Here is a 12,616-nt window from a genome sequence, read left to right as displayed (position 1 = left end):
CGTGAACCCACACTCTCTGGAGGACGCATGCGCAGGAAAGCTCCGATTTCGGCCGCCGTCGCTGTCTCGGCACTGGTGACGGCCACTGCCCTGATGGTCGCCGGTTGCGGGTCGACCGAAGGAACACCCGAGGCGGCGGCTAGTTCAGCAGCGTCAAGCTCAACGGCGTCGGCGACCTCGACGGCAAACGAATCCGGGACGACGGTGACGAGTTCTCCCCCGCCGCAATCGGGCACCCCAGCAAGCGAATCCGTGCCGGCGACGACGTCTGCAGTCCCGGCTTCAGGTCCCTGTGTCGACGTCGACTCCCCGGTCGTCACGGACGCAATCGGCACCTTGGGAACCGACGTCAACGGCGGCAGCTGGATACCGAGATCCGCGAGCGAGGAGCAGATCGGTAATTGTCCTGACCTGCTCTGGGTTTCGGTCGATGGTGACGGCGTGGGCGATGCGACTTACCAGTCACACGTCCTGTTCTTCCACGACGGAACATACCTGGGCACGGCTACCAGCAAGCCGTACTCGTACACACACGTCATCGACAGCAACAAGGATTCGGTATCCGTCCAATACCGTTGGCTGCTGGACGACGACGCATTCTGCTGTCCCCAAGGCGGACCGAACATAGTGAACTTCACGTGGAACGGCAGCGCCGTGGTTGCCGACGGCCAGTTCCCGCCCTCCTGAACCCGTTTCCGTACGATACAGCTCTGAATACAACTGTGCCCCAGCGACAACGGTCGCTGGGGCACAGTCTTCTTCGATCTACTCGCTGACGCTCCTACTCACCGACACCGAGTTCGCGCAGGCGAGTCTTGTACAGCTCGATGTTGCCGAGCTTGATGTCCTCGTAGCCGCGAACCACGTCCGGCAGCGCCGCGATCTCGACGGCGCGATCGTATCCGTCGGTTGCGAGCGTACGAGAGAGATCAGCGATCATGGCCTCGTACTCGGCGAGCAGTTCACGCTCGACCTTGCGGACGTGCATGTAGCCGAAGGGATCGAGCTTGGTACCGCGCAGCTTCTTGCCCTTGGCCAGAACCTTCAGTGCAACATGCGACTTGGGCCCGAGGCCGATCTTCTTCTTGCGGCCCATCACTCGGAGGATCGGGGGGTGGAGCTTGTAGGTCAGGTTCTCCCCGGCCGGCACCTGCGACTTGACGTCTTCGATGAAGGCAGGATCGACCAGCATGCGAGCAACTTCGTACTCGTCCTTGTACGCGGTGAACTTGAACAGGCCGCGGGCGACCGCTTCACTGAAATCGGTCCGCTCGGTTGCGGCACGTTCAGCAGTCCAGACTGCCTGAACCTGATCGATGTAGCGCTGGGCGATCTTGACGGACTGGAACTCGATGAGCTGTGCCGCACGCAGTTCGACCAGTCGCAGGGTTTCACCGGTGAAGGTGGTTCCGGCGAACATGTGAGCCGGTGCGACAACGGGTTCGCGGACGGACTTGGTCGGCGTGGTGACGGCCGAGAACGCTGCAGTGTCGGCAATTGCTGCACGGCCCCAACGGAATGCCGCGATGTTCGCGTCCACGGCAACGCCGTTGATGCCGATCGCTTCTTCGATGGCCTCGGCCGGCAGACGAAGTCCACCGCTCTGGTAGGCAGCACCGATCAGCAGGAAGTTGGCGGCTGCGGTGTTACCGAACAACTCCTGTGCCGCGGCGAGTGCGTCGAACGAGCGCAGGGTGCGCGACACCTTGTCGAGACGGGCGAGGAGTGACGTCTCCTCGGGGTAGCGAACAGCCTTGTCGTAGACCATGTCTCCGGTCGGCGTCTGCGACGTCGATGCGATGGAGACCGTCTTCTCGGCGTTGCCGTAGTCGAGGTTCTTGTTGTCCGTCGCGGTCAGCAGGTCGAAGGCGACGATGCAATCCGCGCTGCCCGGGGTGAGGCGGTTGGACGGCTCGAGCGCGCTGGAGCTGAAACGCAAGTGCGAGACAACCGGTCCGGCCTTCTGGCTCAGGCCGATCTGGTCAAGGCTCTCCACCTCGAGGCCGGCGCGCAGTGCCGCCGTTGCGAGCACCTGGTTGACGGTCACGATACCGGTGCCGCCGATGCCCGCGAGGAACACGTTCTGCGTGCTGGTGAGCGGTCCGAAATCGGGATCTGCGACGACGGGCGGGACGGGACGTGCGGCCTTGGGAGCCTTCTTGCCCGGCACCAGTTCGACGGTCACGAATGAGGGGCAATCGCCGTCCATGCAGGTGTAGTCCGTGTTGCAGGACGTCTGGTCGATCTTCGTCTTGCGACCGTACTCGGTGTCCACAGGCTGGACCGAGAGGCAGTTCGACTTCACACCGCAGTCACCGCAGCCCTCGCACACTGCCTCGTTGATGACGACGCGAGTGTTGCGAGTGGGCAGCGTGCCACGCTTGCGCTGGCGACGAGCGTCGGCCGCACAGTGCTGGTCGTAGATCAGTACGGTGACGCCCTTGATCTCGCGAAGCTCCTTCTGAGCCTCGTCGAGGCGATCGCGGTGCCAGAGCTTGGTGCCCTTGGCCAGGGCGCGCTTGTTGTGGCGCGAAGGCTCGTCGGCGCAGATGATGATCTGCTTGACGCCCTCGGTGGTCAGCTTGTGGCTGAGTTGAGCAACGGAGAGGGCACCTTCTGCGTCCTGTGCACCGGTCATCGCCACTACTTCGTTGTAGAGCAACTTGTAGGTGATGTTCACGCCTGCGGCGATGCATGCCTGGACAGCCAACTGACCGGAGTGGAAGAAGGTGCCGTCGCCGATGTTCTGGAACAGGTGAGGCACGTCGGTGAACGGTGCCTGCCCGATCCACTGGCTGCCCTCGCCGCCCATCTGCGTCAGGCCGGTGACAGCGCTGTCCTCACGGCCGGACATGGTGACGAGTGTGTGGCAACCGATTCCGCCGCCGCCGATTGAACCCTCGGGGATAGCGGTGGAACGGTTGTGGGGGCACCCACTGCAGAAGTACGCGGTTCGCTTGGCGGAGAGCACGTTCAGTGACAGCGGTGCCGGGAGGGTGCGCTTGAGCTCGACGTGCGGCTTCAGTACGCGCCGCAACGGGGCGAGCAGCCGGCCTGCGGTCAGTTCACCACTGGCAGGCATGAGCAGACGGCCCTGGCCGTCACGCTTGCCGATGATGCGAGGAGCATCGTCGGTGCCGTACAGGACTTCCCGGATCTGAGCTTCGATGAACGCGGTCTTGTCCTCGACCACGACGATCTGCTCGAGACCTTCGGCGAACTCCCTGATCTTCTCGCCCACGACGGGGTAGCACATTCCGATGCGAAGGAGACGGATCCCGGCGCGGTGCAGCGCCGCATCATCGACGCCGAGGTCTGCCAGAGCTTGGCGGACGGAGTCGAAAGTTGTACCGGTGGCGGCGATACCGATCTTCGCACCGGAGGGGTTGACCTCGATCACATCGAGGTTGTTGGCAGTTCCGTACGCGTGAACAAGATCCCATCGCGGGCCGTACAGATCGGCCTCGGCGATGACACTGTCCGGCGGCGCAGCCATCTGACGCTGCTTGTAGACGAAGGGCTTGCCCTCGAACTGCACTTCCGGAACCACGATGTCGAAGTCCGCGATGCTGCCGTCGATCGTCCAGGCACCGTCGGCGACGTCGGCGACGATCTTCAGCGCTACTACGCAACCGGACACCCGCGAGAGTGCAACGGCGTGCATACCCATCGTGATGATCTCTTCGGCATTGCGCGGAAAGAGAACCGGCACACCCATCGCGGCAAGCGAGCGCTCGCTGACGGCCGGAACCGTGGAGGACTTCGACGCCGGGTCGTCGCCCACCAGCAGGACGACGCCGCCCTTGGGGTTCACGCCGTACATGTTGGCGTGGCGAATGGTGTCGGTAGCGCGGTCGACGCCGGGGCCCTTGCCGTACCAGACGCCGGTCACGCCGTCGTGGGTCGCGGTTCCGGCCGGGAGATCCGTCTGGCTTCCCCATACCGCGGTGGCAGCGAGCTCCTCGTTGAAGCCGGGGATGAAGGTGATGTCGTGTTCCGCGAGAACCTTGGGCATGCCGTGGAGCATCTTGTCGACGCCGCCGAGGGGGCTGCCCTGGTAACCGGAGACAAAAGTGGCAATACGCTTACCAGCCCGGATGTCGCGAACGTGCTGCTCGACGAAACCGCGTGCGATTGCCTGAACACCGGTCAGCAACACCGGTCCCGATCCCGACCGGTACCGATCATCGAGGTCATAGGGCTTGGCCTGGGCTACGCCCGACACCAGTTCAGTCATCGTGGACCACCGTTCCGTCTGCAGTGCATTTCAACTACCGTGCATTTTCAACAACCGCGTAACTCGATCTGTTCAGATGATCGTGGTCGAGGTATGTGAAAGCGTCAACAGAGGCTTGTTCAACTATTCAAATTGGCAATTTGTGAGCCAAATCACGTGACCTAGGTCATCGAATCAATCAGTTGGAGACCCGTTCGTGGCGATACGGCGAAACGGACATAAAACGTTCCCGACAATGCACACCGAGAACTTTCTTGACATTGACGCAACGTCAACTTGCATGCTGAATGAGCACAACCGATCCGAGAGTAGGAACTCCACGTGAGCGAATGGTCCATCCAAGAACTCGCCAAATCCGCCGGTACCACCAGCAGAACGCTGCGCCACTACGGCGATCTCGGACTCCTGGAACCAAGCCGCATCGGCGCCAACGGCTACCGCTTCTACGACGAAGACGCCCTGGTGCGACTGCAACGCATCCTGCTGCTTCGGGAACTCGGACTCGGATTGCCGGCCATCGCCGAAGTCCTCACCGGTGAACGCGACACGGCCGCCGCGCTGCGTACGCACCTCGAACTCCTCGAGCAAGAGCGCACGCGGATCTCGAGACAGATCGAATCGGTCAACAGGACGTTGAACAAGACGAAGAAAGGTGAATCACTCATGCCGGAAGATGTTTTCGACGGGTTCGACCACACCCGATACAAGGACGAGGTCATCGAGCGTTGGGGCAAGGACGCCTATACCAGCGGCGACAACTGGTGGCGGTCGATGTCCGAGCAGGACCGGAAAGCACATCTGCAAGCTCAAGCTGACATCGCAGCGGCATTCGGAAAAGCACTGACAGCGGGCCTACCCGCGGAAAGCGACGACGTCCAGACGATTACCCAGAGACAGTTCGAGTGGATAAAAATCGGTTGGCAGGGAAGGACTCCCAGCGCCGACGCCTTCACCGGACTCGGCCAGATGTACGTCGACGATCCCCGCTTCACTGCAAACTACGACAAGTACGGAGAAGGCACCGCTTCGCTGGTCCGTGACGCGATGAAGATCTACTCCGAGCGCAATTTGCACTGACGTCGATCAGTCCTGCCCACTGCCGAGGAGGTTGTGTCGGTGCGCTGCCGCGACGGCCTCTTCGCGGGAATGCGCACCGAGTTTGCGATACAGGGCTCGCAGGTGACTCTTCAATGTGTTGTTGGATACGAACAACTTTCGCGCTATCTCGCCGATCGGAATGCCGAGACCCAGTTCCACGAGAACGTCCATCTCCCGCTTCGTCAATTGGACTTGAACGATAGCCGCCGGATACATCTGCGGCACTTCGGATTCGAGAAAGCTTGCGACGGCACTGCTCGGGCCCTCGGCCCGCTCTTCCAGTTGCCTGATCAGATCACGCGGTATGGTCGCCAGCGCCGACAGGACACCTGAGGTTTCGAGTAGTCCGCGAGCCTCCTCCCACGGACTGGCGGCAGCGGGGATTCTGCCCAGTTCGCACAGCGCAGCGCATTCGATCAGCAGGGACTCGAGCCGAAACCTCGTGAGATACTGCTCGCTCCAGTCGATTTCGCGACACAATTCCAATGCCTGTGACGGAGCCCCCGTCAGGAGATGCGCACGAGCGACAGAAACCGTGACAACAGCAAACGTATGCGGCGCAGCGACTGATTCCTCCAGCGCCTTGGTACCCTCCCCGGACGCCAACAGAAGATCGATACGCGCCGCGGTGAGAAGTGCGTCACCGAGTGATCGTTCACACGGATTCACGTGCCCGTGCGTTGCCACTGCGCGCTGGAGCGAAATCAGCCCCGAGAACGGATCCGATTGCAGCAGTGCAAATCTGGTGTAAGTGTAGGCCGCGAACGCCCACAGGTCGCCCGGCGGTGTGATCTCGGCGAGCGCGTCCATCGCGGCAGCGCCGGCATTCAGGTCCACGCGATCGCACGCCACCAGTGCCCGCGCGATCGCTCCCCCCATGTGCGAGGGCGGTCCCAACCATCCCGAAACGTCCGGGTGTGTGCTTTCGAGGTGAAGCCAGTCTGTCGCGTGCGCGACGTCCCCGATCAGCGCGGAGTTGAGCGCGGCATTGCCAGCGGCGTGCCGCAGGACGAACTCCGGACCGTGTTCCATCGCACCCTGATAGGCGAGTCGCAATTCCACCGCGGCATCACCGAGGTCACCGGTCAGTTGATGCGAAACACCCCAGATCAGGCGCAGGGCGGGCAGTTGAGACCCCAACGCGCCCAACGACTCGTCGCCGAGTCCGTACACGACGTGAGCCAACTTGCGCGTGATCTCGGTAGAGCGTTGGTACTTACCGGATGTTCTCAGCACAACCGATTGGACCGTCCCGACGTTCAACAAGCTGTGCGCATGCGAACTACCACCTATCGCACGCAATTCCGCCGGTTCCGTCGGCAACGAATCGCCGTTGACCAACTGCGGCCGCAGGCGTGATTCGAGCAGGTCACGGCCCACCAGAATCGAAGAGTTCGAACTGAGCACGTCGCCGGGTATGGATTGCAACGCAGTCCGGACCAATCCGGTGTGATCGACCAGAAGATCGGCCCAGTGACGCTCGAGTATGTCGAGCACCCTGGTCCAATGGCGTCCGTCCAAGGCGTAGTGAACGGCACCGGCTATATCCGAAGTCCCGAGAGCGTGATCGACGAGAATCTTGAAGGGATCGTCGAATCCATCCCCTTGTTCGGTCCGTATCTGCATGAATGCCAGTCGAACTGACGGCGCAAAGTACCAGGATTCTTCTCCCTCGAGACCGCCCCGAAAGATCAGACCGAAAGACTCGAGCAAGTCCAGTTTGCCCTCCACGTCAAGATCGTCGGACAAGACACGAGCGATCTCTGGTGTGACGGTGCGGGCGGCGGCGATCGTGGTCGCGAAGTCGAACAACTCGAGCGACTTGCCCGATCGAGGAGCGGTCCGACTGACGTACGCGTGGATCGCCTGGTCCACTCGCTGCTGAACGCGTTCGCGCCCACGACTCGGTTCACTCAGCCCCGCAACCGCACTCAGAGCAACCTTCATCAGCACAGGAACGCCGGCAACACGCTCGCAGATCGAATGGACGATGCCCGAGGGAAGGTGGATCCCTGCCTCCGCGAACAGAACTGTGGACTCGTCGAGCGTGTACCTGAGGTCGTTCGCGCACAGGTACTCGTCCACGCGGACGTCCTCGAGTAAGTCCGTCGCAGACCGATCCTGCAGCGTGACGATTACTTTCAATCCGGGAAGCCGCACGATCAGATCCACGATTCGGCGTCCCACCTCGTCACCCTCAACCAGGTCGATGCGGTTGAACACCAACACGAATGGGGTGGGCGACGAGTCGAGTAGTGATTCGATTGCCCCCACCGGATCCTCGCGCATTCGTGGCGGGGCCTCGAGTGATTCCAGAGAATCTTGAATCACTGCGAGCGCAGTGTTCCAGTACTCGAGGGGGGTCATCCGATTCGATGGCGCCGGTACCCAGACAACTGGTCTGATGGGCATGTGCCCGAGAGTCGTGAGCCACAACGCGGCGAGGTCCGTCTTCCCGAACCCCCGCGGCGAATCGATGACCGTCAAGCCCGCCGAGCGTTCCATCAACCCGAGCAGACGAGGACGAATCGCCGTGGCTCCACGCCCGGCGAGCCGTCTTTGCAGCGTGCCCCTTCCTCGAGGATTTCGCTTTGCTCGAGATAGCTGCGACCGATTCGAAGTGGATGTCATGATGGCCGACAAACGAGCAGTCGATCCCCGCCGAACTCGAGATTTCGTTCGAGCATCGAACTCCCAACCTGTCCACCCATAACGAACAACATAGACAGAATCACCGCGACACGCGAGCACTGGCCGTCTCACAAATACGCCCGATTTGTCTCATTACGTGGGCTCGGTCACTATTGACATTTATTTGCGGGAGAGTGACTGCGACCTGCGGGATCTGACATATCATGCCCGCGTGCCGATGAATTCCGCCCGCATTCGCGTGTCGACTCGATCGGTGGACCCTGCGGACGCCAACGACTTCTGGCGTGTCGTCACGCGTCCGTTCTTCGTCACCGAGCAGATAGGCGCCGACACGCCCCTCCAAGGCTCGATCTCCGCCCTGCCTATCGGGACCTCGCTGATCGGTGAAACGACCTTCAACGCGCAGAAGTACCACCGCAGCAAAGTTGTGATCGCCGAGAGCGGACTCGACGATCAGTACATGATCCAGGTCGTTCTCGGCGGACAGGTCAGTGGTGACGCCGACGGAGTGGATTTTGTCGCCCGCCCGGGGGACATCGCGTTCTTCGACCTCGGGCGAACCTGGACTGCTGACGTCGAAACCGAGGCGACCGGACGCACCATCACACTCCTGGCACCGCGCTCCCTCGTCGAAGCGGAGTCGAAGGGTCGTTCTCTACACGGGACGGTACTGCGCGGAGTTCCTGCCGTCGTGCTCGCTCAGTGCATGCAATCGGTCGTACTCGCGCTACCGCATCTCGATCCCGATGCTACGGCCGGCTACGAGGACGTCGTCGCTTCCCTCCTTCGTGTCAGTTTGGGTATCGCCGAACCTGATCTGTCGCCGCGGCCCGATCACTCTCTCCGCGATCGTGCGTACGCCTACATCGCCGAGCATCTCTCGGAGACCTGGCTCGGCCCGACGAGCATGTGCGCAGCATTGTCGGTCTCCCGAGCACAGCTCTACCGCGCATTCGCATCCGACGGCGGAATCGCTCTTGTCATACGGCGCAAGCGTCTCGAACTCGTCTACCGCGAGTTGACCAGAGCCAAGATGTCGAACGAAACGATCGACGCGTTGGCCCTGCGATGTGGCTTCACCTCGAAATCCCAATTGGCGCGCGCGTTCAAAGACTTCTACGGGATGACTCCGAGCCAAGCTCGTACCGATGGCAGGCGCACGATCGGGGACCCGTCGATCGCACGGCTGCACCGTCGACTCGAGTTCTTCAGCCCCTGAATCCGAAATACTCCACAGCCTCGGGAACGCGCCTGTGTTCTAGTTGTTCCATGAGCTGGGTCGACAAGGAACTGAGTCTGGCTGCGCTCACAGGCGCGGTCACAGGTGTTGCCTTGATGATCCCGATAATCGGTGATGGAGCCTGGTCCTGGGTAGGACTGTTCATACCCGCTTTCATCGGAGCGCTGGTCGGGCTGATTGTTGGCTCGAGCGCTGTTGTAGGCGGGCGCTGCGCCCTGAGAACAAGCCACACATGGCCGGCGCGCACAGTCTGCTGCTGGAAGCATCGGTTCGCTGCGTGCTCGGCCTTGGCCGTGACATTGTTGGTAATCGGAGTGTTCATGGCGGCCGTCACCGCTTCAGGTGCCCCGGTGCGAGATGCCGCAGGGTTCCCGACGTCCTTGATCGTACTGGCGGTCATCGCCGCAGTTACGTACGTGTTCTCCTACCTGCTCGCCCCCGCCCAGGCCTCCCAGACCCCGTAAGAACCTCTGCTTCATCACGATTCGGCCTCCGAACCGCGGTGGAGATCAATAACTCCTTGCCAGGCAGCGAGCTCAGATCACTTCAGCTGGAAATGAACCGGAGAACAAACTGCTCGATGCCTTCCGAAATGACTTTGGTCAGCGCAGTGAAGTCGTTCGACCAACGTTGAATATCCAAGCTGCTCATTACTTTCCTCCGGTCTACGACCCGGTGCCTGTGACCGCACAACGTATGCGAGGCATCGGTCGCGCACTGGAACTATCCGCAAGAACGCGGCTTCCGTTACCGCTCGACCGATCGAACAGCACCGCATTCGCTATCGCATCAGACGGTCACTTCTTCGGCAGGTTTCCCCTCGTGGCTCGCCGCGCCGAAGACGGCTACGGCGACGGCGCCCGCGATCGCTCCGACGAATCCGACGATGGCAAGCCATTCCAGGCCAGGTCTCGACGCGTCGCCGAGCACCACGACGCCGACGATTCCCGGAACGACCGTCTCGCCGACAACCAGTGCCGCTGTCGCTCCGTTGACGGATCCCAGTTGCAACGCCACCGTGTGCAGATAGAAACCGCCCAGGCCCGAGACGAGGATTGCCCAGCCGGCCGGATCGCGGAGCATCGTGCCGATTTCGAACGGATCGATTCCGTAGACCACGCGTACGGCAATGGCCAGACAGCCAAACAACACACCCGAGATCAACCCGGCGACAACTGCTGCGCGTGAGCCCAACCATCGGATCAAACCGATACCGATCGACAAGATCAACGCCGAGCCCACCAGGACACCCCAGTGGACGACGTCGTTGGAACTCCCGCCGCCCGCGTGACCCGAAGACAAACCGAGCAGCAGGAGCGATCCGATCACCGCGGCGATCGCGAACCAGTCGCGACGATGCAACTGGATGCCCAGGACCACGGTCCCCAGCACTGCCGTGATGACGAGATTGGCACTGACCACTGTCTGCGACAAGAACAGTGGAATGAGCCGCGCGGAGATGGCACTACCGGCGAATCCGACCGCATCGAGCACGGTGCCCAGGATGAACGACGCCGTCAGCGCTGCGGCGAACGTCGAACGCAAGGTCGGGCCACCCGTCGCCGTCACGTGTCCGGCCTCGCCTCGCTGCTCGGCGGCCGCTGCCGACTTGCGCGCGCCGTACGCCTGCAACACCGACGCCACGCCGTATCCGACGCACGCCACGATCGCGGCAATCAGTCCGATCAGCATCGAAATTCCACACGAAGTTCATGGGCAATGGTCATAGAGATAGACCCTGCCCTATTTTCCCAGGCCTGACATCACCCTCAGGTATTCGAACAAGTGCTACCCGAGAAGTACACCGACCGACCCTGACCGGTACCTGGGGACACCCCGACCCCTAGTGGAATTGCTTGAGAGCCCTGATCTTGTTCATGACGTCGAGCGCCGCCACCTTGTACGCCTCGGACAGTGTCGGATAGTTGAAGACGGCGTCGACAAGGTATTCGACGGTCCCGCCGCACCCCATCACCGCTTGGCCGATATGCACGAGATCCGTTGCACCCGAGCCGAAGATATGAACGCCGAGCAGTTTCAGGTCATCCGTCGACACCAGGATCTTGAGCATCCCGTAGGTGTCGCCTGCGATCTGCCCGCGCGCGAGTTCACGGTAGCGGGAAACCCCGACCTCGTACGGCACCGATTCCTTGGTCAGATCGACCTCGGTGGCGCCTACGTACGACACCTCGGGAATCGAGTAGATGCCGATCGGCTGCAGATCCATCAGCTTCGCGCCTGGTTCGTCGAAGGCGTGGTAGGCCGCGAGTCGACCTTGATCCATCGACGTCGCCGCCAACGCCGGGAAGCCGATGACGTCACCGACGGCGTAGATGTGTTCGACCTTGGTGCGGAAATTGTCGTCGACGTAGATGCGGCCACGTTCGTCGGCTTCGAGCCCGGCGTTCTCCAGCGCGAGTGGCGCCGTGAGGCCTTGCCGTCCCGCCGAGTACATCACGGTCTCGGCGGGAATCTGCTTGCCGCTGCGCAGCGTCGTAAGCGTTCCGTTCGCTCCGACGTCGACGGCCGTCACTTCTTCACCGAATCGGAAAGTGACCGCCAGATCGCGTAAATGGAACCGAAGCGACTCGATGACCTCGGGGTCACAGAAGTCCAGCATCGACGTTCTCTTCTCGACGACGGTGACCTTGGTGCCGAGTGCCGCGAACATCGACGCGTACTCGATACCGATCACTCCCGCGCCCACCACGACCATGGTGGTCGGGATGGAGGTCAGATCGAGGATTCCGTCGGAGTCGAGCACCCGGTGACTGTCGAAGGACACCCCCGCCGGGCGGGCAGGCAACGTTCCGGTCGCGATCACAACGAATTTTGCCGTGATCGTCATCTTGTCTCCGCGCGAGGCGTCCTCGACGAGGATGGTGTGCTCGTCGACGAACGAGCCGACCCCTACCAACAATTCGACGCGGTTACGCAGGAGCTGAGATCGCACGACTTCGATTTCTTTGGTGATGACATGCTGGGTTCGCGCCAGCAGGTCGGCCGGAGTGATGTTCTCCTTGACGCGGTAACTTGCGCCGTACAGTTCGCGTTGGTTCATCCCGGTGAGGTAGAGAACCGCCTCGCGCAACGTCTTCGACGGAATGGTGCCGGTGTTGACGCACACTCCCCCGAGCATGTTGCCCTTCTCGACCATCGCTACCCGTTTACCCAGCTTGGCCGCCGCGATGGCAGCCTTCTGACCACCCGGGCCGGAGCCGATCACAACCAGGTCGTATTCCATCGGATCAGTCATCGCTTACAAATACCGTCTGCATACGACCGGCAGATGCCGAGCATGTCAATACTCGGTGAACAATCCGCGCGCCGAACGGGCACGACGGCTGTACACGAACCCTGTTGCAATTAAAAGAGATACAGTCAAACCC

8 protein-coding genes are annotated in these 12,616 nt (G+C 61.8%); 4 read left to right on the top strand and 4 right to left on the bottom strand.

Going from position 1 to position 12,616, the window contains the following annotated elements:
• The first annotated feature begins 27 nt into the window (after positions 1–27).
• Positions 28–687: an LppP/LprE family lipoprotein gene (locus QMA15_RS00750; RefSeq protein WP_279163577.1), complete on the top strand. Its 660-nt coding sequence runs from the start codon at positions 28–30 to the stop codon at positions 685–687.
• 94 nt (positions 688–781) lie between these two features.
• On the opposite strand, the gene QMA15_RS00745 is transcribed toward QMA15_RS00750, so the two are convergent.
• Entirely contained in the window at positions 782–4,237 is a 3,456-nt protein-coding gene (locus tag QMA15_RS00745) for an indolepyruvate ferredoxin oxidoreductase family protein (RefSeq protein ID WP_279163576.1), read from the bottom strand.
• A 321-nt stretch (positions 4,238–4,558) separates the two neighbouring features.
• Between QMA15_RS00745 and QMA15_RS00740 the strand changes: the two genes are divergently transcribed.
• Positions 4,559–5,314: a MerR family transcriptional regulator gene (locus tag QMA15_RS00740; RefSeq protein ID WP_019745027.1), complete on the top strand. Its 756-nt coding sequence runs from the start codon at positions 4,559–4,561 to the stop codon at positions 5,312–5,314.
• A 6-nt stretch (positions 5,315–5,320) separates the two neighbouring features.
• Here the strand turns inward: QMA15_RS00740 and QMA15_RS00735 are convergent, their stop codons facing one another.
• Positions 5,321–7,840, bottom strand: a complete 2,520-nt coding sequence (locus QMA15_RS00735; protein ID WP_279163575.1) for a LuxR C-terminal-related transcriptional regulator — start codon at positions 7,838–7,840, stop codon at positions 5,321–5,323.
• 364 nt (positions 7,841–8,204) lie between these two features.
• On the opposite strand from QMA15_RS00735, the gene QMA15_RS00730 reads away from it, so the two are divergent.
• Together QMA15_RS00730 and QMA15_RS00725 are read left to right on the top strand one after the other, a co-directional pair.
• Positions 8,205–9,206: a helix-turn-helix domain-containing protein gene (locus QMA15_RS00730; protein ID WP_290283636.1), complete on the top strand. Its 1,002-nt coding sequence runs from the start codon at positions 8,205–8,207 to the stop codon at positions 9,204–9,206.
• Between the two features lie 50 nt (positions 9,207–9,256).
• Positions 9,257–9,691, top strand: a complete 435-nt coding sequence (locus tag QMA15_RS00725) for a hypothetical protein (RefSeq protein WP_134999105.1) — start codon at positions 9,257–9,259, stop codon at positions 9,689–9,691.
• Positions 9,692–10,016: 325 nt separating this feature from the next.
• On the opposite strand, the gene QMA15_RS00720 is transcribed toward QMA15_RS00725, so the two are convergent.
• Both QMA15_RS00720 and sthA read right to left on the bottom strand, forming a co-directional pair.
• Positions 10,017–10,919 (bottom strand): hypothetical protein, encoded by a 903-nt coding sequence (locus tag QMA15_RS00720; RefSeq protein WP_019745033.1) that lies wholly within the window; start codon positions 10,917–10,919, stop codon positions 10,017–10,019.
• 151 nt (positions 10,920–11,070) lie between these two features.
• A complete protein-coding gene (gene sthA / locus QMA15_RS00715) occupies positions 11,071–12,483 on the bottom strand; it encodes a Si-specific NAD(P)(+) transhydrogenase (protein WP_007733953.1) in 1,413 nt (470 codons plus the stop codon).
• Positions 12,484–12,616 lie beyond the last annotated feature (133 nt).

Source organism: Rhodococcus sp. APC 3903 (assembly GCF_030407755.1).
Taxonomy (GTDB): Bacteria; Actinomycetota; Actinomycetes; order Mycobacteriales; family Mycobacteriaceae; genus Rhodococcus_F; species Rhodococcus_F erythropolis.
The sequence above is the reverse complement of the archived record's forward strand: the minus strand, read 5'-3'. Positions and strand labels throughout refer to the sequence as shown.

Excerpts from the sequence above, each read along its gene's own strand:
- QMA15_RS00750 (WP_279163577.1), top strand. The coding sequence starts at position 28 with ATGCGCAGGAAAGCTCCGATTTCGGCCGCCGTCGCTGTCTCGGCACTG.
- QMA15_RS00745 (WP_279163576.1), bottom strand. The coding sequence starts at position 4,237 with ATGACTGAACTGGTGTCGGGCGTAGCCCAGGCCAAGCCCTATGACCTC.
- QMA15_RS00735 (WP_279163575.1), bottom strand. The coding sequence starts at position 7,840 with ATGGAACGCTCGGCGGGCTTGACGGTCATCGATTCGCCGCGGGGGTTC.
- QMA15_RS00730 (WP_290283636.1), top strand. The coding sequence starts at position 8,205 with ATGAATTCCGCCCGCATTCGCGTGTCGACTCGATCGGTGGACCCTGCG.
- QMA15_RS00725 (WP_134999105.1), top strand. The coding sequence starts at position 9,257 with ATGAGCTGGGTCGACAAGGAACTGAGTCTGGCTGCGCTCACAGGCGCG.
- QMA15_RS00720 (WP_019745033.1), bottom strand. The coding sequence starts at position 10,919 with ATGCTGATCGGACTGATTGCCGCGATCGTGGCGTGCGTCGGATACGGC.
- sthA (WP_007733953.1), bottom strand. The coding sequence starts at position 12,483 with ATGACTGATCCGATGGAATACGACCTGGTTGTGATCGGCTCCGGCCCG.